General features: G+C 71.2%; 14 protein-coding genes and 3 pseudogenes. 8 read left to right on the forward strand and 9 right to left on the reverse strand.

All coding sequences use genetic code 11. From position 1 onward, the window contains the following. Positions 1-6: 6 nt before the first annotated feature. Both AB8998_RS09060 and AB8998_RS09065 read right to left on the reverse strand, forming a co-directional pair. A complete protein-coding gene (locus tag AB8998_RS09060) occupies positions 7-1371 on the reverse strand; it encodes an FAD-binding oxidoreductase (RefSeq protein WP_369737580.1) in 1365 nt (454 codons plus the stop codon). Positions 1372-1380: 9 nt separating this feature from the next. Continuing rightward, on the reverse strand, positions 1381-1524 hold the full coding sequence (locus AB8998_RS09065; RefSeq protein WP_369737582.1) for a hypothetical protein: 144 nt from the start codon (positions 1522-1524) through the stop codon (positions 1381-1383). Positions 1525-1687: 163 nt separating this feature from the next. Between AB8998_RS09065 and AB8998_RS09070 the strand changes: the two are divergent. The 3 genes and pseudogenes from AB8998_RS09070 (at position 1688) to AB8998_RS09085 (ending at position 4251) form a co-directional block, all read left to right on the forward strand. Next, positions 1688-2514, forward strand: a pseudogene (locus AB8998_RS09070) (uracil-DNA glycosylase). A 43-nt stretch (positions 2515-2557) separates the two neighbouring features. Next, positions 2558-3181 (forward strand): annotated as a pseudogene (locus AB8998_RS09080) (FAD-dependent monooxygenase); the annotation flags it as partial. Positions 3182-3219: 38 nt separating this feature from the next. Further along, positions 3220-4251, forward strand: a complete 1032-nt coding sequence (locus AB8998_RS09085; RefSeq protein ID WP_369737583.1) for an LLM class flavin-dependent oxidoreductase — start codon at positions 3220-3222, stop codon at positions 4249-4251. Here AB8998_RS09085 and AB8998_RS09090 read toward each other — a convergent pair. From AB8998_RS09090 to AB8998_RS09105, 4 genes are all read right to left on the reverse strand, one after another. After that, complete coding sequence (locus AB8998_RS09090; protein ID WP_369737584.1) at positions 4248-8168, reverse strand: diguanylate cyclase domain-containing protein; 3921 nt, start codon at positions 8166-8168, stop codon at positions 4248-4250. The two genes, AB8998_RS09085 and AB8998_RS09090, sit on opposite strands and share 4 nt — an antisense overlap. Positions 8169-8273: 105 nt before the next feature. Continuing rightward, a complete protein-coding gene (locus AB8998_RS09095) occupies positions 8274-8717 on the reverse strand; it encodes a nitroreductase family deazaflavin-dependent oxidoreductase (RefSeq protein ID WP_369737586.1) in 444 nt (147 codons plus the stop codon). Between the two features lie 3 nt (positions 8718-8720). Next, entirely contained in the window at positions 8721-9155 is a 435-nt protein-coding gene (locus AB8998_RS09100) for an HIT family protein (RefSeq protein ID WP_369737587.1), read from the reverse strand. A gap of 22 nt (positions 9156-9177) precedes the next feature. Then, complete coding sequence (locus tag AB8998_RS09105; protein WP_369737589.1) at positions 9178-10341, reverse strand: MalY/PatB family protein; 1164 nt, start codon at positions 10339-10341, stop codon at positions 9178-9180. 72 nt (positions 10342-10413) lie between these two features. On the opposite strand from AB8998_RS09105, the gene AB8998_RS09110 reads away from it, so the two are divergent. Beyond that, positions 10414-11814, forward strand: coding sequence for an amidase (locus AB8998_RS09110; RefSeq protein WP_369737590.1), 1401 nt, complete (start codon positions 10414-10416; stop codon positions 11812-11814). Between the two features lie 231 nt (positions 11815-12045). On the opposite strand, the pseudogene AB8998_RS09115 reads toward AB8998_RS09110, so the two are convergent. After that, positions 12046-12519: pseudogene (locus AB8998_RS09115) on the reverse strand (DNA-deoxyinosine glycosylase); the annotation flags it as partial. A gap of 166 nt (positions 12520-12685) precedes the next feature. On the opposite strand from AB8998_RS09115, the gene AB8998_RS09120 reads away from it, so the two are divergent. The 3 genes from AB8998_RS09120 to AB8998_RS09130 all read left to right on the forward strand — a co-directional run bounded on the left by AB8998_RS09120 (position 12686) and on the right by AB8998_RS09130 (position 15779). Beyond that, the gene (locus tag AB8998_RS09120; RefSeq protein WP_369741486.1) at positions 12686-13831 is read left to right on the forward strand and encodes an amidohydrolase family protein; all 1146 of its coding nucleotides are present in this window, start codon (positions 12686-12688) and stop codon (positions 13829-13831) included. Then, positions 13824-14945: an adenylate/guanylate cyclase domain-containing protein gene (locus AB8998_RS09125; RefSeq protein WP_369737591.1), complete on the forward strand. Its 1122-nt coding sequence runs from the start codon at positions 13824-13826 to the stop codon at positions 14943-14945. The genes AB8998_RS09120 and AB8998_RS09125 overlap by 8 nt, the downstream gene beginning before the upstream one ends. A gap of 258 nt (positions 14946-15203) precedes the next feature. Then, on the forward strand, positions 15204-15779 hold the full coding sequence (locus AB8998_RS09130; protein WP_369737592.1) for a hypothetical protein: 576 nt from the start codon (positions 15204-15206) through the stop codon (positions 15777-15779). A gap of 33 nt (positions 15780-15812) precedes the next feature. Here the strand turns inward: AB8998_RS09130 and AB8998_RS09135 are convergent, their stop codons facing one another. Together AB8998_RS09135 and AB8998_RS09140 are read right to left on the reverse strand one after the other, a co-directional pair. Then, positions 15813-17711: an ABC transporter ATP-binding protein gene (locus AB8998_RS09135; RefSeq protein WP_369737593.1), complete on the reverse strand. Its 1899-nt coding sequence runs from the start codon at positions 17709-17711 to the stop codon at positions 15813-15815. Continuing rightward, positions 17708-19465, reverse strand: a complete 1758-nt coding sequence (locus tag AB8998_RS09140) for an ABC transporter ATP-binding protein (protein ID WP_369737594.1) — start codon at positions 19463-19465, stop codon at positions 17708-17710. The genes AB8998_RS09135 and AB8998_RS09140 overlap by 4 nt, the downstream gene beginning before the upstream one ends. Positions 19466-19626: 161 nt before the next feature. Between AB8998_RS09140 and AB8998_RS09145 the strand changes: the two genes are divergently transcribed. Then, on the forward strand, positions 19627-20184 hold the full coding sequence (locus AB8998_RS09145; protein WP_369737595.1) for a DUF3558 domain-containing protein: 558 nt from the start codon (positions 19627-19629) through the stop codon (positions 20182-20184). The last annotated feature ends 16 nt before the right edge of the window (positions 20185-20200 follow it).

Raw genomic sequence — 20200 nt, forward strand, 5'->3', positions numbered from 1 at the left:
GAGGGCTCAGATCGCCACGCCGGGGTTCAGAATGCCCAGCGGGTCGAGTGCTTGCTTGATGCGCTGGTTCAGCGCCATCGCCTCGGGCCCCAGGTAGCCGCCCAGCCACGGGCGCTTCAACCGCCCGACACCGTGTTCGCCGGTGATCGTGCCGCCGAGGCCGACGGCCAGGTCCATGATCTCGCCGTACGCGAGCTCGGCGCGTTCGGTCATCGCGGCGTCCGCGGCGTCGTACACCAGCAACGGATGGGTGTTACCGTCCCCCGCGTGGGCGATGACCGAGATCATCAGGTCGCGCTCGGCGGCGATGCGCGCGATCCCGCCGACCAGCTCGCCCAGCGCCGGCAGCGGCACCCCGACGTCCTCGAGCAGCAGCGACCCCTTGGCCTCGACCGCGGGAATGGCGAACCGGCGGGCGGCGACGAACGCCTCGCCCTCGTCCGGGTCGTCGGTCGAGAACACTTCCGTGGCACCGTTTTCCGCGAACACCGCGGCCATCACCTCGGCGTCCTGCGCACCGGCCGCGCCCCGCTCGTCGGAGCCGGCCACCAGCATGGCGGCCGCACCGCGGTCCAGGTCCATCCGCAGGATGTCCTCGACGGCGTTGATCGCCACCGAATCCATGAACTCCAGCATCGAGGGCCGCAGGCGCGCCGATACGCCGAGCACCGCGTCGACCGCGGCCTGAACCGATCCGAACGACGCCACCACGACGCTCGAGGTGTTCTGCGCGGGCAGCAGCCGCAGCGTCACCTCGGTGATGACGCCCAACGTGCCCTCGCTGCCCACGAACAGCTTGGTCAGCGACAGGCCCGCCACGTCCTTCAGACGCGGACCGCCCAACCGCACGGCGGTGCCGTCGGCCAGCACCACCTGCATGCCCAGCACGTAGTCGGTGGTGACTCCGTACTTCACGCAGCACAGCCCGCCGGCGTTGGTGGCGATGTTGCCGCCGATGCTGCAGATCTCGAACGACGAGGGATCGGGCGGGTACCACAGGCCGTGCTCGGCGGCGGCCTTCTTGACCTCGGCGTTGAACAGACCCGGCTGGCACACCGCGGTGCGGGTGACGGGGTCGACGGTGATGTCGCGCATCTTCTCCGTCGACAGCACGATCCCGTTGTCCAGGGCGGTGGCCCCGCCCGACAGGCCGCTGCCGGCGCCGCGGGTCACCACCGGCACCCGGTTTGCGTTCGCCCAGCGCAGCACCGTCTGCACCTCTTCGGTGCGCCGCGGCCGGACCACCGCCAGGGGCTTGCCGGCCGACGGGTCGAAGGCCCGGTCCTGCCGGTAGCCCTCGGTCACTGCGGGATCGGTGACCACCGTCCCGTCGGGCAACTCGGCGATCAGGCCTGCCAGCGCGTTTTCCACGTCCCGATCCTACGGACCGGCGTCGACGGCGACCGACGGCGCGTTGTCCAGTTCCCGCAGCGACGGCAGCCGGCAAGCCACCAGCCCGATCGCGGCGATCGGCAGCGCCAGCGCCAGGAAGGCGCGCTGTTGTGGTGTGGCAGGGCCAGCCACGGGAAAGTCACCAGCGAGGTGCCGGTGCCCGTTGTCGCCATGAGTGTGGCGAACAGGATCAGGAATGCCGGGCCGCGGCTTGTGGGAGTCATGAATATCGCGGCCGAACGTAACCCCGGCTCGGCCGGGGCGGCGTATGAATTTCGCGGTCGCCACCAGCTGAATGCACGATGTTCATGTGCTCGTCCATCCACGCACCGGCCGGCCGTTCGATTCCCCGGTGGTTCCCGGCACCGGATGGCCCGGCGATCCGGCGACCCCGCAGACACCGGCGGCGGCCGGCGCCGCGCAGGTGGTCGCGCTGGCGGCCGGCGCCGACTCGATACCCCGGCTCGACGCGCTGATCAGCGTGTGCCGGGCCTGCCCGCGGCTGGTGAGCTGGCGCGAGGGCGTCGCCGTCGACAAACGCCGGGCGTTTGCCGACCAGCCGTACTGGGGACGCCCGGTGCCGGGCTGGGGTGCGCAGCGGCCCCGGCTGTTGATCGTGGGACTGGCGCCCGCCGCGCACGGCGCGAACCGGACGGGGCGGATGTTCACCGGCGACCGGTCGGGCGATCAGCTGTACGCGGCGCTGTACCGGGCCGGCCTGGTGAACCAGCCGACCAGCGTGGACGCCGCGGACGGGTTGCGCACCAAGCACGTTCGCGTCGTCGCACCGGTGCGCTGCGCGCCCCCGGCCAACGCCCCGACCCCGGCGGAGCGCGACACCTGCTGGCCGTGGCTGGAGGCCGAGTGGCGGCTGGTGGCCGCTCACGTCCGGGTGATAGTGGCCCTCGGCGGGTTCGGCTGGCAGGTCGCGCTGCGGCTGCCGGCCGCCGCCGGGCTGCCCAAGCCGCGGTTCGGGCACGGTGTCGTCGCGGAGCTGAACGCGGGCGTGCGGTTGCTCGGCTGCTACCACCCGAGCCAGCAGAACATGTTCACCGGTAGGTTGACACCGGCGATGCTCGACGACATCTCACCGATGCAAGGAAACTGGCAGGGATCAAGTGACTTTCCATGGTTAGCGTTCTGGTACGCGGCGCCAGGCTGGCCGGCGTATTGGCTTGCGCACCAAGGCTATTCGGTGACCGTCGTGGAGCGTGCGCTGGGCTGCGGCCGGGCGGGCAGGCGATCGACGTGCAGGGCCCGGCGCTGACGGTGCTCGACCGCATGTAGTCGCGGGCCGCCGCCGACCATCTCCGGACGCGGATCCGCGACGCGTCGGTGGTCGACCGCGACGGCAACGAGATGTCCCGCGACACCGAGGCCCAGATCGCCGAACTGGATCGGCGGATGGCCGGCGACGGCTGGGTACGGCCGCAGCTGCTCGAGTACATGCGCAGCGCACCGGATTTCTATTTCGACGAGATGTCGCAGATCAAGATGGATCACTGGGCCAAGGGCCGGGTGGTGCTGGCGGGCGACGCGGGCTACTGCTGCTCACCGCTGTCGGGCCAGGGGACCAGTGTCGCGCTGGTGGGGGGCCTACATCCTGGCCCGGGCGCTCGCCGCCAGCGGTGACGACTACGAGAAGGGCTTCGCCAACTACCAGAAAGGGTTCGCCGACTACGTCAAGCGCAACCAGTGGCTGGTCGTCGACAATGTCCCCGGCGGCGCGCCGATCCCGCAGGAGGTGTTCGAGCGCATCGTCAACTCGCTCGACCTGAAAACCTACTGACGGGGAACGTTCGCACCGCAGGAAGCGTTGACGCCATCGTGCGCCTTTCCGTCCTCGACCTCGTCCCGGTGCGCAGCGACCAGACGACCGCGGACGCGCTGGCCGCCACCGTGCAGCTGGCGCAGACCGCGGACCGGCTGGGTTTCACCCGCTATTGGGTCGCAGAACACCACAACATGCCGTCGGTCGGCGCCACCAGCCCGCCCGTCCTGCTGGCCTACCTGGCCGCGCAGACCACCCGGCTGCGGCTGGGCTCGGGCGGGGTGATGCTGCCCAACCACGCGCCGCTGGCGGTGGCCGAGCAGTTCGCGCTGCTGGAAGCGGCGGCGCCCGGCCGCATCGACCTCGGCATCGGCCGTGCGCCCGGCTCCGACCCGGTGACGTCGTACGCCCTGCGCGGCAGCCGCGGCGACGAGGACATCGAGAACTTCCCGAACTACCTCGACGACGTGGCCGCGCTGATGAGCCTGCGCGGCGTGGTGGTGCCGCTGCGCTCGGGGGACTACCGGCTCAAGGCCACGCCCGCCGCATCGAGCGAGCCGCGGCTGTGGCTGCTCGGCTCCTCGATGTACTCGGCGCACCTCGCGGCCGCCAAGGGCCTGCCGTACGTGTTCGCCCACCATTTCTCGGGCCAGGGCACCGAGGAGGCGCTGGAGATCTACCGGTCCCGGTTCACGCCCGGCAAGCTGACCCCGGAGCCGTTGACGTTCCTGACGGTCAACGCCGCGGTGGCCGAAACACGCGAGGAGGCAACGGCATTGGTGTTGCCCAACCTTCAGGTGATGGCGCGGCTGCGGACGGGCCAGGCCCTTGGGCCGGTGCCGCTGGTCGAAGAGGCCCTGGCCGCGGAGCTGACGCCGGAGCAGCAGCGCATCGTCGACAGTGGGCTGCGGCGTGCCGTGGTCGGCGCGCCCGCCGAAGCCGCCGGCCGGCTCCGTGAACTGGCTGCACGGTTCGGCGTCGACGAGGTGATGGTCAACCCGGTCGCGTCGGCCCGCTACGACACCGATCCGGCCACCGCGCCCGCGCGGGTCGCGACGCTGGAGCTGCTGGCCAAGGAGCTTTTCTAAGACTCCGCCGGCTGCCGGGCCTCGCTGCCGGCCGGAGCGTGGTCGGCGATCCACTGTGGCAGCTCGTCGGCCGGCAGCGGCGGACTGTGCACAAAGCCCTGCGTGATCGTGCAGCCGTAACGCCGCAGCGCATCCAGCGTGATCTCGTCTTCGACCCCCTCGGCGACGAGGTCGGCGCCCAGGTTCTCCGCCAGGGCCACCGTGGAGCGCACGATGGCGACCGATCGCGGGTCGTGGGCGAGGCGCGCCACGAACACCCGGTCGAGTTTGAGCTCGTCGACCGAGACGTCCTGCAGGCGCGCCAGCGACGACCATCCGGTGCCGTAGTCGTCCAGCGAGATGTGGATGCCCAGGCGTTGCAGCGAGGCCACGTTGTGGCGCGACCGCACCGAATCGATCAGGGTGCTCTCGGTGATCTCGATGATCAGCGCCCCGGCGGGTACGTCGTAAGTGTTCAGCAGCCGCTCGATCGTGCCGACCAGGTCCAGGTCGAGCAGGTTGATGGTGGACATGTTGACCGCGACGGTGAGCGTGAGGCCCTGTCCGCGCCAGGATCGCATCTGCTCGAGGACGAGGTTCAGCGTGCGGTCTGCGATCTTACGCATCAGCCCGGCGCGTTCGGCGGCCGGGACGAACTCGGCCGGCAGCAGCAGGCCGCGGTCGGGATGGTGCCAGCGCAACAGCGCCTCGACGCTGTGGACGCTGCCGTCGAGGTTGACCTTGGGCTGGTAGTGACAGGTCAGCTCGTCGCCGTCGTTCAGCGCGGCGCGCAGTTCTTCGATGAGGTTGGGGTCGTTGTCCCGATACAGCTCGAACGCCGACTCGTAGACGGCGATCTTGCTGACGGCCGACCGGGCGTGGGGGATCGCCGCCTCGGCGAGGCTGAGGAGCTCCTGGGGATGCTCGCAGTGGTCGGGGCACAGCGCGATGGCGATGCGGGCGTCGACCCGCACGGTGATCGGGTCCAGCGCGAACGGCTCGCTCAGGCACTCGAGCAGCCGGCCGGCCTGGGCGCGCGCGGCGATGAGGTCGGTGCCCTCGGCCAGCAGGATCGCGAATCGGCTGTCACCCACGCGTGCGAACAGGTCGTCACGGCGGATGGCATTCCCCAGCCGGTTCGCGATGCGGCACAACAGCTCGTCGACGAACGCTGCGCCGATCGAGGCGTTGATCTCGTGGAACTCGTACAGCTCCAGCAGCAGCAGCGCGCGGCGCGATACGACCTTGGTCGCCGGCGCGGGCTGCGGGGTGGACACCTCGGTCAAGGCCGTGACCAGGGAGCGGCGGTTGGGCAGGCCGGTCAGCTTGTCGGTCATGGCGCGTTTGTGGTCCTCGGCCAGCACGCTGACGTCGCGGAACGACACCGTGAAGCGGGCGGCGACCACGACCAGGCTCAGCGCGGCCAGCGTCGTGGCCAGCCGTGACCCATGACCCAAAACGGCCACCGCCAGCGCCACGACGGTGCACGAGACGGGCACGGCGAAGGAGCCCAGGCCGCGCTTGGCGCTGATCGGCCCCCCCGCCGAGCGGGCCCAGGCGGCCGCCGCCACCAGCAACGAGGACGCGGGCCAGCACGCGTCGAGTGCCATTCCGACGCGGTAGGCACGCGCCGAGGTCTCGAACAGGTAGACCGTGTCCGCCGCCGCGAACAGGACGAAGCCGCCGACCAGCAGAGACCACCGCAAGGCGTTGCTGCGGCCCAGGATCGGCAGCATGCTGGTGACCAGCGCCAGCAGGAGCAGATCGCCCCACGGGTAGAGCAGGCCGACCAGGACGGTCGACGGTTGGCGGAGTGCTGCCGTGTGGACGGGCCCCGCGAGCAGCGCCGCGGCCACCGCGGCCATCGCCAGCCCGCAGGTCACCGCGTCGAGCCGGATCACGACCGGCACCCGCTTGAGGCGTGCCCGCATCAGCAGCACCAGCCCGGCGTAGACAAGCGGGTAGAACGCGAGGTACTCGGGGTCCGCGACCGAGGGCGACTGGCCGCCGGGGACGAACGCCGCGTAGACGACGTCACCGACCGCGGAGATCGCCATGCCGGCCGCGATCAGCGCCCACGCGAAACGGTTCGCCGTGACGCGCACGGCGCGGGCGGCGACCAGCGCGGCCGCCGAGAGGTTCAACGCCGCATACAGGCCGCCGACGAATGCGGGGTGGCCTTGGCCCGCCCGGGTGACCGCGCTCAGTACGGCGAAGGCTACGACGCCGATCGCCAAGGCGCCGATGGCGATCCGGACCGCCGTCGGCGGCCACCGGATACCCTCGGGTGCGTCGGTCGACGCGTCCGGTATCGACTCCGCCGTGGCGTCGAGGTCGGCGGTCACCTCGGGGAGGCCGCGGACTCGGTGGGGCCGGGGAACGCTGGCGGGCGACACCACCGGTCCGGTGGCGTCCGGCGATGCGGCCGTGAGGGGCACATCGGGCACGAGGCTGTGGACGCACTGGCCGCCCTGGCGCTTGGAGGCGTACATGGCCAGGTCCGCGTGGCGCAGCAGCTCGTCGACGGTGCAACCCGACCAGGCGGGAGCCACCGTGAAGCCGATGCTCGGCCGAACGTCCAATGGCACCCCGTCGATGAGGATCGGCGGGCTGAAGGCGTCCAGGACGCGATGCGCCGCGGCCTGCGACTCCTCGACGGAGGCCTCGATGAGCACCGCGAATTCGTCGCCGCCGAGCCGGGCGACGGTGGCCGACTCGTCCACCGCGGCCGTGATCCGCTCGGCGACACGCACGAGCAGTTCGTCGCCGGCCGGGTGCCCCAACGCGTCGTTGACCAGCTTGAAGTTGTCGAGGTCGAGGCAGAGCACCGCGATCGGCGCATCGCCCGCCGGAGGGCGGGCGATGGCCTCGTCCAACCGCTGGACGAACCGGGCGCGGTTGGCCAGGCCGGTCAGGCTGTCCCGGAAGGCTTCCCGGGCGACCTCGGCCAGCAGCCGCTGGTTCTCGACGAGCACGACGAACTGCCGCGCCAGCACGGCGACAACCAGGATTCCCAGCGCGGCGAGCATCGGTCGGTGCTGCATGTGGCCCAGCGCGTGACCCAGCCCCACCGCGGCGGCCAACAGCAACGGCAGGTACGGCAACCACAGCCGGGTGCGGTACGGGGCGTCGTCGGGCGACGGCGGCGTCGGGGACTCGTGCGCACCGGCCAGCCCCGCCCACGTCAACAAACCCAACCCGGCCACGCGGGTCAAATCGTTCACGTCGCCGGTGTGATAGGTGCCGATCCCGGTGTGGAACACCACGGCGATGTCGGCCAGACCGATCGTCCCGATGCCGGCGGGGACCAGGCTGCGGCTGGGCCCGTCGCTGGGGCGCACGCGCGAGAGCACCATGATCGCCGTCGTCGCGAGGATGATGTCGCTGAACACCTCCGTGAGCGTGGAGAGCCGCGAGCCGCTGTTCTCGCGGAGTTGCTTCTCGATGACAAACACCCAGGAGATCACGAACAGCGACGTCGCCAGGATGAGGCCGTCCAGCACCATCCGTGGGGGTGTGTTGCGGGACACGTGGGAGAACGCCACCACCGCCGCCATGGCCCCGACCGGATACAGCAGGAGCACCACTTCGGCCGCCGCGGGGTGGGTCGCGTGGTCGAGGTCGGGCCGCACGTCGTAGACCGCCCAGATGACCTCCCCCGCCGCCCAGCCCACCAGGGCCGTGACCAGGGCCAGCCAGCCGAATCGGATGCGGCCCGCCGCGCGGCGGGCCGCATGCGCGGCGCACCCCGCCGCGCACACTAGGCACGCCACCGTGACGATCTCGTCGACCGGCCGAGTGCCGTACGGGCCGCGCCAGCCCCACAGCCACGAGGCCGCGACCAGCGCCTCCGCGACGCCGTAGGCGGCGACGAGGAGCCAACCGACCCGCGCGGACAGCCCCAGGCGCTGCCACGGCCTGCCGGTCGAGGGCTTCATCGCTGCGTCACCCCACTTCGCACTGCGCGGCGCGGCCTGGCTACGCATCGCCGCGCGTGAAGCAAACAATAGGGCGCCGCGCCGACGGAATGGGCGTTTCGGCAGCTAATTGTGGACTAACACGAAGATCGGGATGGGCCGCGACGTGCGGCTCTGGTAGCCGTCGTAGCGGTTGGCGTTGTTGGCGTTGACGATCTTCCACAGCCGCCGGTAGTCGGCGTCATCCGGTCCGACCTGACGAGCGGTCACCGCGAAACGCTTGGGGCCGACGTTGATCTCGCACCGCGGGTGCTTGCGCAGGTTGTGATACCAGCCCGGGGGGCGGTCGGCGCCGCCGTTGGAGGCGACGATCAGATAGGAGTCGCCGTCGCGCGCATAGGACAGCGCCGCGGTGCGCGGCTGCCCGGTTTTGGCGCCGACGGTGTGCAGGAGCAGGCAGGGCGGCGCAATGGGTATCCGGTGCCCGACCCAGCCATGGGTCTTCTCGTAGACGGCGGCATGCAGGCGCAGGAGCGGGATGCCGACCCACTGCTCGAATGAGGTGCTCATGACTCAGTCCTGCTGACTCGCCTCGGCGCGGGCCAGCGCCTCCCGCAGGATCCGGGCGGTCGCTTCCCGGTCGGGGTCGCGGCGCAGCAGCATTCCCTTGGCGACCGAGAGCTTGTCGCCGTCGCGGCGGGGCAGCACGTGCAGGTGGATGTGGAACACCGTCTGGAAGGCGGCGCGGCCGTCGTTGATCGCCATGTTGGTCGCGTCGGCCAACTCCGTGGCGCGGGCCGCGCGGGCGATCCGCTGGCCGAGGGTGGCCATCCCGGCCAAAATCTCGGGCGGCGTGTCGGTGAGGTCGACGCTGTGGCGTTTGGGCAGCACCAGCGTGTGACCGCGGGTGAACGGGCGGATGTCGAGGATCGCCAGGTAGTCGTCGTCTTCGTGGATCCGGATGGCCGGGGATTCGCCGGCGACGATGGCACAGAACACGCAGGACATGTCGCCCACGGTACTGGCCGGCTCAGGCCCGCAGCGCGCCGGCGATGGCATCGATGGCCCGGTCCAGTAGCGCGCGGGTGGTCGCGAAGTTCAGCCGGGCGAACCCGGCGCCCACCGAGGCGCCGAACGGGATGCCGGGGGACAGCGCCACTTTGGCCTCGGCGAGCAGGTGCTCCGCCGGCTCGGCGGGCAGGCCCAGCGGGCGGAAGTCCACCCACGAGAGATACGTACCCTCCGGGGCGGTGACCGTCACCCCGGGGACCCGCTCCGGCAGCGTCCGCGCCAGATGGTCGCGGTTGGCCTGCAGGTAGGGCAGCAGATCGTCCAGCCACGGCCCGCCGTGCCGGTATGCGGCGATGTTCGCGCGGATACCGACCGTCGAGGCGCCCATTTTGTGCAGCATGTTGACCCGGTCCCAGTCCTCGGCGTCACGGCGATTGGACAGGATCGCCTGCGCGCACATCAGGCCGGGCAGGTTCCAGCCCTTGGAGGCCGACGCCAGCGTGACCACGCTCTGCGCGGCCGCCTCCGACACCGAGGCCGCGGGAACGTGGCGCCGCCCGTAGACCAGCGGCCCCCAGATCTCGTCGGCGATCACCCGTGCGCCGTGTGCGGCCGCGATGTCGACGACGGCCCGCAGCTCGTCGGCGGTGAGGGCCGTGCCGAGCGGGTTGTTCGGATTGCACAGGATCACCGATCCGGCACCGCGGACGAAGGCGGCCTCGAGCGCCTCCAGGTCCGGCAGGTACCGTCCCGAATCCTGGCGCACCATCGGAATCTCGATCCGCTGGCGGCCGGTGACCTGCAGGACGTCGAAGAACGGCATGTAGGCCGGGACCGGCAGCGCCACCGGGCTCTCGGGCCGGGTGAGGAAATTAACCACGACCTCCATCCCCTTGAGGACGTCGGGGACCACGCGGACCCATTCGTGCCCCACGTCCCACCCGTACCGCTGGCGGCACCAGTCCGCGGTCGCCCTCGGCAGCGTGTCCTCGGTGAACGGGGGGTAGCCGAACTCCTCGTTCTCCACGCACGCCCGCACCCCGTCGAGCACCGCCGGTGCCGTGGGATAGTCCATCTCCGCCACCCACAACGGCAGCACGTCGGCGCCGAAATAATTCCACTTGATCGTGTTGCGGGCCCGGAGTCGTTCCTCGGTCAGCGAATCGAAGACGTGATCCTGCATGGGCTCAACCTTTCATCACGCCGCCGCGTCCGGCGCCGCGGGTCCGGTGGTCCGGCCCGATATGCTGCCGCGATGGACGCTCGTGAGCTCGCCTTCGCCGGCGCTGCCGCGCAGGCGCGGATGCTGGCCGACGGCGACGTCACCGCCCCCGAGCTGCTCGAGGTCTACCTCGACCGGATCGCACGCCTGGACAGCGAGCTGCGCTGCTACCGCGTGGTGCTGGCAGACAGCGCACGTTACGACGCCGCCGTGGCGCAGGAGCGGCTCGACGCCGGCGAGCGCCTGCCGCTGCTGGGAGTGCCGATCGCGGTCAAGGACGACGTCGACGTCGCCGGGGAGGTGACGGCCTACGGCAGCGGCGGCCACGGCCCGGCAGCGACCGCCGACGCCGAGGTGGTGCGCCGGTTGCGCGCCGCGGGCGCGGTCATCCTCGGCAAGACCAACACGCCCGAGCTGATGATGTTCCCCTACACCGAGTCGTTGGCCTTCGGCGCCACGCGCAACCCGTGGAACCTCACGCGTACGCCGGGTGGCAGCAGCGGCGGCAGTGCGGCCGCGGTGGCCGCGGGGCTGGCGCCGCTGGCGCTGGGCTCCGACGGCGGGGGCTCGATCCGCATCCCGGCGATCTGGTGCGGCCTGTTCGGCCTCAAGCCGCAGCGGGACCGGATCTCGCTGGAACCGCACGACAACGCCTGGTACGGCCTGAGCGTCAACGGCCCGCTGGCCCGCTCGGTGCTGGACGCGGCCGTGTTCCTCGATGCGACGGCCACCGGGCCCGCGGTGCCCGGTGCCGAGGGGGAGTTCGTGGCCGCGGCGGGGCGCCCGCCCGGCAGGCTGCGAATCGCCATGAGCACCAAGGTCCCGACGCCGCTGCCCGTACGGGTCGGGAAGGCCCAGCTGGCGGCGGTCGAGGAGGCCGGCGCGCTGCTGCGCGAGCTGGGCCACGAGGTGATCCACGCCGACCCCGAGTACCCGCCCGCGGCGATCCTGGCGAACTACCTGCCGCGCTACCTGCGCGGCATCGGCGACGACGCGGACGCACTGGCGCACCCGGAGCGCATGGAGACCCGCACCCGCAACATCGCGCGCCTGGGATCGTTCTTCTCCGACCGGCGGATGGCCGCCCTCGTCGCCGCGGAACCGGCGCTGAGTGCCCGGATCCAGGCGATCTTCGACGACGTGGACGTCGTCGTCACGCCGGGCAACGCGGCGGGTCCGTCGCGCATCGGCGCCTACCAGCACCGGGGCGCGGTGTCGACGCTGCTGCTGGTGGCGCAGCGGGTCCCCTACCAGCAGATCTGGAACCTGACCGGACAGCCCGTCGCGGCCGTGCCGTGGGACTTCGACGGCGACCGGCTGCCGCTCGCGGTGCAGCTCGTCGGCCGGCCCGACGACGAGGCGACGCTGTTGTCGCTGTCCGCGCAGATCGAGGCGGCACGGCCGTGGGCCCACCGCCGGCCGCCGCTGTCATGAGGACGCGGCCCGATGGCGCCGACCCGCTTCGCCCGGCTGCGCCGCGCTCGCGATCGGCGCGGCCCGATGGCGCCGACCCGCTTCGCCCGGCTGCGCCGCGCTCGCGATCGGCGCGGCCCGATGGCGCCGACCCGCTTCGCCCGGCTGCGCCGCGCTCGCGATCGGCGCGGCCCGATGGCGCCGACCCGCTTCGCCCGGCTGCGCCGCGCTCGCGATCGGCGCGGCCGCCCGCCACGCGCGCAGCTTGGCGTCCACCGGCACGGCATGCGCCGGGCTGGTCGACGGCAGCCGCTCGTAGTGCAGGTGTTGCGCGGCGGGCGCCAGCCTGCGATATAACGCAGTGGCCTTGGCGCCGTTGAAGTACACCCGCGCGATCCGCGGGTGCTCGGCGAAGAACCCGCCGAAATCGTTGACCACCAAGGTTTTCGGATCGATCGCCGAGTCCGCGCTGCCGACGCGACGGCACGCGTGCAGCACGTCCCACAGGGCGACCCCATGGGACCGCAGCGCCGCCAGCCGCGCGTCGTACGGCGCGGCCGCATCGAAGCCGAAAAGCCGACTCATGATCGGCCAGAAGGCATTTCGCGGGTTGGCGTAGTACTGGCCCGCCGCCAGCGACAGCGCACTCGGGAACGAGCCCAGGATCACCACCGTGGCACGGTCGTCGGCGACCGGGGGCAATCCGTGCAGAAGTGGCGAGGTCATCGTGGACTGTATCTTTGTCGATAGCAGATCTTTGTCGATAACAGCCGCCTTCGTCGGAAGTCCCAGCAGTGCAGTCCGTAAAGCTTCGTCACCGTATCGTGATTCCCGCACCGGTCCTGCCGTGACCGCGGGGCGGGGGGAACGGCTTGCGATTCGCGCCGGCCGGATGTTCGACGGGTACCGGTTTCACGACGGCCCGGTGACGGTCGTGGTCGAGGACGGCCGGATCGGCGCGGTCGATTCCCCGGGCACCGGCTGCCCGCCGAACCTGACGCTGGTCGACCTGGGCGAGGCGGCTTTGCTGCCGGGGCTGGTGGATGCGCACACGCACCTGTGCTGGGACCCCGTGGGTGATCCGGAAGACCTGGCCGGCGAGTCGCGGGACGCGCTGGCCGACCGGGCGCGGCGGCACGCCGCGGCCGCGTTGGGCGCGGGGATCACCACGCTGCGCGACCTCGGTGACCGCGACTTCGCGACCCTGACGCTGCGCGAGGAATACCGGCGGGGCGCGCAGGTGGGGCCGGAGCTGCTGGTGTCCGGGCCGCCGCTGACCCGCCGCGGCGGGCATTGCTGGTATCTGGGCGGTGAGGCCGAGGACACTGGGGCACTCGTCGCCGCGGTGCGGGAGCGGGCCGCGCGGGGCGTGGACTGGGTGAAGATCATGGCAACCGGCGGTTTCATGACGGCCGGGACCGATCCGTGCCGGCCGCAGTACAGCGCCGACGAACTGGCCGCGGTCGTCGACGCCGCGCATCGGGCGGGGTTACCGGTGACCGCGCACGCGCACGCCACCGCCGGTATCGCGGCCGCGATCGCCGCGGGGGTCGACGGGATCGAGCACTGCACGTTTCTCACCGAGAGCGGCGTCACCGCCAGCCCGGAGGTCGTCGAGGAGATCGTCGGCCGGGGCGTGTGGTGCGGGATTACCATCGGCCGCGCGCTGCCCGACATGCCGGAGGACATCAAGGCGCTGATGGAGGGCGTGTGGCGCAACATCCGCCGGCTCATCGATGCCGGTGCGCGCGTCGCCTTCTCGACCGACGCCGGGATCGAGCCCGCCAAAGCCCATGACGTGCTGCCCGACGAACTGGCGGAGCTGGTCCGGCACGGCTTCACCACAACGGAGGCACTGACCGGTGCCACCTCCGCCGCCGCCGACAGCTGCGGCCTGGGGCAGCGCAAAGGACGTATCGCCGTCGGCTACGACGCCGACCTGCTCGCCGTTCCCGCCCGCGTGCAGCAGGACCTCACCGCGCTCCGCGACGTCCAAGCCGTCTGGCGCGCCGGAAGGAGGGTGGCCGGGCGTGGGTGAGGGTATCGACGAGCCGGGCATCGACGACCTGCTCGACGGGCTGGAGGGCACCGCGCGCACCGAGCGGGCGCAGCTGGTGCGGTGGCTGCTCGAGCAGGGGATCGGCGCCGACGAGATCCGCGCCACCAACCCCCCGCTGCTGCTGGCCACCCGCCACCTCATCGGCGACGACGGCACCTACGTGTCCGCCCGGGAGATCAGCGAGCGCCACGGCATCGACTTGACGCTGCTGCAGCGCGTCCAGCGCGCCATCGGCCTGGCCCGGGTGGACGACCCCGACGCCGTCGTGCACATGCGCGCCGACGGTGAAGCCGCCGCGACCGCCCAGCGGTTCGTGGAGCTGGGGCTGGATCCCGAGCACGTCGTGCTCGTCGTCCGCGTGCTCGCCGAGGGGCTCTCGCACGCCGCCGAGGTCATGCGCTACAGCGCGCTGGCGGCGATCATGCGTCCCGGGCTCACCGAGGTGGAGATCGCAAAGGCGTCAAAGGATCTGGTGGGGCGGGTCGTCCCAGTGCTCGGCCCCATGATTCAGGAGATGCTGTTCCTTCAGCTGCGCCACATGATGGAGACCGAAGCCGTCAATGCGGGGGAGCGGGCCGCCGGGAAGCCCCTGCCGGGAGCGCGTCCGGTGACCGTCGCGTTCGCCGACCTGGTCGGTTTCACCCGGCTCGGGGAGGTCATCTCGGCCGAAGAGCTGGGCCACCTCGCCAACCGGCTGGCCCATCTCGCGCGCGACGTGGCGGTCCCCCCGGTGCGCTTCGTCAAGTCGATCGGCGACGCGGTGATGTTCGTCTGCCCCGATCCCGTGCCGCTGCTCGATGTCGCCCTGAAGCTCGTCGAGGCCGTCGACACCGACGACGACTTCCCGCGGTTACGCGCGGGGGTGGCGTCCGGGATGGCGGTGAGCCGGGCCGGCGACTGGTTCGGCAGCCCCGTCAACGTGGCGAGCCGGATCACCGGGGTGGCGCGCCCGGGTACGGTGCTCGTCGCGGATTCGGTGTGGGAGGGCGTCGCTGACACCGGCGCGTTCGACGGGTCGTTTGCGGGCGCGCGCCGGCTCAAGGGTGTCAAGAGCGACGTGAAACTCTTCCGGATTCGCCGGGGGAGCAGCTGAACCATCCCGCATGGGCAGGCCCGGCGCGACGCCAGGGGCGTGCAACTCCGTCATGCGCGGGTGCTACGCGGCCGGCTGTGTACCCCATCGTCCGGCTCTTTGGTTTCGGTCGCTTCCGGGCCTGCTTCCCTTCCGAAAATACGCCGTCCCGGCGCCCAGATCAACGATTTTCCCAGCTCTGAGGCGCCGGGAGCGTCCCCGGTTCCGCTGCCGGCGAACCCGCTTCCATTGCACGTGTAACGGTGTAATCATGTAATCATGAAATCCCATCACACACACCACCGGCACGGCCGGGCGGGCGGCTGGCAGCAGGCCGGGCAGCCGGACGTGAGCGACGCCGGCGAATGGTTGGCCGGGCGCATGCCCGACGGGTGGTTCGACGGCGACCCCACGGTCATCGTCGACCGCGAAGAGATCACGGTCGTCGGAAAGTTGCCGGAAGCCGAGGGCGACGCAGACAGCGAGGCCCGCGCGGCCGGCCGGGCATCGCGGTTCCGGGAGGAAACCCGCTCGGAGCGGATGCGCATCGCCGAGGAGGCGCAGGATCGCTACGGACGCAAGGTTTCCTGGGGTGTGGAGGTTTCCTCCCAAACCGGCAGCGAGCGAATCCTGTTCACCCACATCGCCGTTCCGGTGATGACGCGCCTGAAGCAACCCGAACGCCAGGTGCTCGACACGCTGGTCGACGCCGGGGTCGCCCGGTCGCGCGCCGACGCCCTCGCCTGGACGGTCCGGCTGGTGGGCGAGCACACCGAGGAGTGGCTGGCCAAGCTGCGCGACGCGATGACGGCGGTCGACGACCTGCGCGCGCAGGGGCCGGACCTGCAGCCGTAAGCCCGGCCGCCGGCATGCCCGGACGCGGTGGGGTCAGGCCCGCGTCATCGCGTAGTAGGCGCCCCGCCGCGCGAGCAGTTCGGCGTGGTTGCCCTGCTCGACGATGCGGCCGGATTCGACGACCACGATCCGGTCCGCATCCCGGATCGTCGAAAGACGGTGCGCGATGATGAAACTCGTTCTGCCCTGGCGAAGCTGACGCAGGGCCCGCTGGACGAGGGCTTCGGTGCGGGTGTCGACCGAACTGGTCGCCTCGTCCAGGATCAACAGCTGCGGGCGGGCCAGGAACGCGCGCGCGATCGTGATGAGCTGCTTCTCGCCGGCGCTGATGTTGCCGCCGTCGCCGCTGATCCGGGTCTGGTAGCCGGCGGGCAGCGTGTGCACGAACCGGTCGACGTAGGCCGCCCCGGCCGCCTGGGACACCTCGTCCTGGCTCGCCTCGGGTCGCCCGTAGGCGATGTTCTCCGCGATCGTCCCCTCGAAGAGCCAGGTGTCCTGCAGCACCATGCCGATCCGCGATCGCAGCGACTGCCGGCTCAGCGTGGCGATGTCGATCCCGTCGAAGAGAATTCGGCCCGAATCGACGTCGTAGAACCGCATCAGCAGGTTCACCAGGGTGGTCTTGCCGGCCCCGGTGGGGCCGACGATGGCCACCGTGCTGCCCGGTTCGGCCACCATCGACAGGTCCTCGATCACCGGGACGCCGGGCCGGTAGCCGAAGCTCACGTGCTGGAACTCCACGCGGCCACCCGGCCGCGGCTCCAGCCCGTTGGGCCGCGGCGCGGGCCGGGGGTCCGGAGTTTCCTCGGCCTCGTCGAGCAGGTCGAAAACCCGCTCGGCGCTGGCCACCCCGGACTGCAGCGTGTTGTACATGCCGGCCACCTGGCTCAGCGGCGAATTGAACTGCCGGACATATTGGATGAAGGCCTGGATGTTGCCGAGGGTGATCTGCCCCGTGGCCACCTGCAGGCCGCCCACGACGGCGACCGCGACGTAGCCGAGGTTGCCGACGAACGTCGTCGCCGGCGCGACCAGGCCCGAGGCGAACTGGGCGCCGAAACCGGCGTGGTAGAGGTCGTCGTTGAGCCGGCGGAACTGCTCGCGTGCCGCGGCCCGGTGGCCGAACGTCTTGACCACCGTGAAGCCGCTGTAGGTCTCCTCGATGTGGGCGTTGAGGCGCCCGGTGCTGGCCCACTGGGCCGCGAACAGGCGCTGCGAGCGCCGCGCGATCGCACGCGTCGCCAGCAGCGACAGCGGCAGCGTCAGCACCGTGATCGTCGCCAGCAGCGGCGAAATCGACACCATCATCGCCAGGACGGTCACCACGGTCAGCACCGACGTCAGCAACTGGCTGATCGTCATCGCCAGCGACGACTGGACGTTGTCGATGTCGTTGGTGACCCGGCTCAGCAACTCGCCGCGCTGCCGGCCGTCGAAGTAGGCCAGCGGCAGCCGGTGCAGCTTGGCCTCGGCGTCGGCACGCAGGGCGACCATGGTGCGCTGCACGGTGACGTTGAGCAGCCGGGCCTGCGCCCAGATCAGCAGCGCGGAAACCAGATAGAACGCCAGGGCCACCGCCAGGGTTCGCCCCACCGCGTCGAAGTCCACGCCCCGGCCCGGCACCACGTCGGCCCCTGACAGCAGATCGGCGAAGGTGTTGTCGCCGCGGGCCCGGGCCGCGGCGACGGCCTGGGCCTTGGTGATGCCGGCGGGCAGCTGCCGCCCGAGCACGCCGTTGAACAGCAGATCGGTGGCATGCCCGAGGATCCGCGGAACGATCACCCCGATCGCCGTGCCGGTGAGGCCCATCGCGATCACCGCCACGGCCAGCCCCCGTTGCGGCGCGAGCCGTGTGACCAGCCGGGCGGCCGAACCCCAGAAGTCGCGGGACCGCGCGGCGGGCACGGGGGCCCGGCTGACCGCCGCGGTCACGGCGGGCCCCCCACCCGACCCGATTGCAGGGCGGCCACCGACTGGGAGTCGGCGAACTCCGCGTAGGTCGCACAGTCGGCCAGCAGCGACTCGTGGGTGCCCGCGCCGACCACCCGCCCGTCGTCGACGACGATCACGTGATCGGCCTGGGCTGCGGTCGAAACACGTTGTGTGACAAAGATTATGGTCGCGCCGGCGGCCGCCTCCCGCAGCGCGACCCGCACCCGTGCGTCGGTGTGCACGTCGAGCGCGGCGAACGCGTCGTCGAACAGGTAGACGGCCGGGCGCCGGATGACCGCGCGGGCGATGGCCAGTCGCTGCCGTTGTCCGCCCGACAGGTTGATCCCGCCCTGCGCGACCCGCATCTGCAGCCCGTCCGGGTGTGCCCGCACGAATCCGTCGGCGGCGGCGACCTCCAGCGCCTCCCACATCTGTGCCTCGGTCGCCTCGGTCCTGCCGTAGCGCAAATTGTCGGCGACCGTGCCGGTGAACAGGTAGCCGCGCTGGGGGACCAGCCCGATCGCCGACCACAGCCGCTCGGTGTCGTAGGCGCGGACGTCGACGTCGTCGACGAGCACCGCGCCGTCGGTCACGTCGTAGAGCCGGCAGATCAGCGACACCAGCGTCGATTTGCCCGACCCGGTGCTGCCGACGATCGCGGTGGTGGTGCCGGGTGTCGCCGTCAGCGAGACGTCCTGCAACACCGGACGTTCGGCGCCCGGGTAGGTGAACGTCACGCCCGCCACGCGCACGACGCCGGTGATGCCCTGTCGCGGGAACTCGGGGCTGGGCGGGTTGCCGACGGCGGCGCGGGTGGAGAGCACCTCGGTGATGCGTTCGGCGCACACCGATGCCCGCGGCAGCACCACCAGCGTCATCGTCGCCATCAGCACCGCCACCAGGATCTGGGTGAAGTAGGCCAGGAATGCGGTCAGCGCGCCGACCTGCATCTGGCCCCGGTCGATGCGCAGGCCGCCGAACCAGATCAGCGCCACGCTGGAGGCGTTGATGGTCAGCGTGGTCACCGGCAGCATCAGCGCCTGCCAATTGCCGACGCTCAGCGCGGTGTTCGACAGCGCGGCGTTGGCGCGGGCAAAGCGCTCGCTCTCGAAGCGCTCGCGCGCGAACGCCCGCATCACCCGGACACCGGAGAGCTGGTCGCGCATCACCCGGTTGATGCTGTCGATCAGGCGCTGCATGCCGCGCAGCAGCGGCAGCATGTGCGACATGATCCAGTAATTGGCCACGGCCATGACCGGGACGCTGATCAGCAGCAACCACGTCAGCGCGGCCTCCTGGTCGATGGCCATGACGACCCCGCCGACGCACATGATGGGCGCGGTGACCAGCACGGTGCCCGAGATCTGCACCAGGTACTGGATCTGCCGGACGTCGTTGGTGCTGCGGGTCAGCAGCGTCGGCGCGCCGAAGCGCGCGGTCTCGCGCTCGGAGAAGGTGGTGACGTGGTCGAACACCGCCGCGCGCAGGTCACGCCCGAAGCCCATCCCCGTGCGGGACCCGACGTAGGTCGCCCCGACCGAGCACAGCACCTGCAAGCCGGTGACGAAAAGCATCACCAGGCCGAGCCTGACGATGGTCGCGGTGTCGCCCTTGGACACGCCGTCATCGATGATCGCCGCGTTGACCGTCGGCAGGTACAGCGACGCCAGCGTGTTGGCGATCTGCAGCGTCATCAGCACCGCGACCAGCCGGCGGTAAGGCCGGATGTACTGGCGCAGCAGTGCCAGGAGCATGGGCTAACTCTCGCACATGCGCCGCGGCGCGCCGCTGAGCACGGGCACGATCTAGGGAATTGAAATGCCTGCTCAGCTGGCGCGCCGGTGGTTGACCCGCGGGGCTGCCGCTACAGTGCATCGTGTGGACGAGCAGCAGGCTGAGGAACAGCGGAGTAGCGGTGCGGCGTAACCCGGCGACCCTGGCCATTGCCGCCGCGACCTTGACGATCCTGATTCTCGCGGTGGCGGCGTGCTCCAACTCCGGCAGTAACAAGCCGGGGGCCACGGCGTCGTCGGCGCCGGGCAACGCCGAGGGCCACCACGGCCCGATGTTCCCGCAGTGCGGTGGCATCAGCGATCAGACGATGGCGGAACTGACCAAGATGAGCGGGCTGGTCAACACCGCCCGCAACTCGGTGGGATGCCAGTGGTTGGCCGGCGGCGGCATCCTCGGCCCGCATTTCTCTTTCTCCTGGTACCGCGGCAGCCCCATCGGCCGGGAACGCAAAACCGAAGAGCTCTCGCGCGCCAGCGTCGACGACATCAACATCAACGGCCACAGCGGCTTCATCGCGGTCGGCAACGAACCCAACCTCGGCGACTCGCTGTGCGAGGTCGGTATCCAGTTCCAGGACGATTTCATCGAATGGTCGATCAGCTTCAGCCAGAAGCCGTTCCCGCCGCCCTGCGACATCGCTCGCGAGCTAACCCGCCAGTCGATTGCGAATTCGAAGTGATGGCCAGAAGAAGCGT

The organism is Mycobacterium sp. HUMS_12744610 (assembly GCF_041206865.1).
GTDB classification, from domain to species: domain Bacteria; phylum Actinomycetota; class Actinomycetes; order Mycobacteriales; family Mycobacteriaceae; genus Mycobacterium; species Mycobacterium servetii.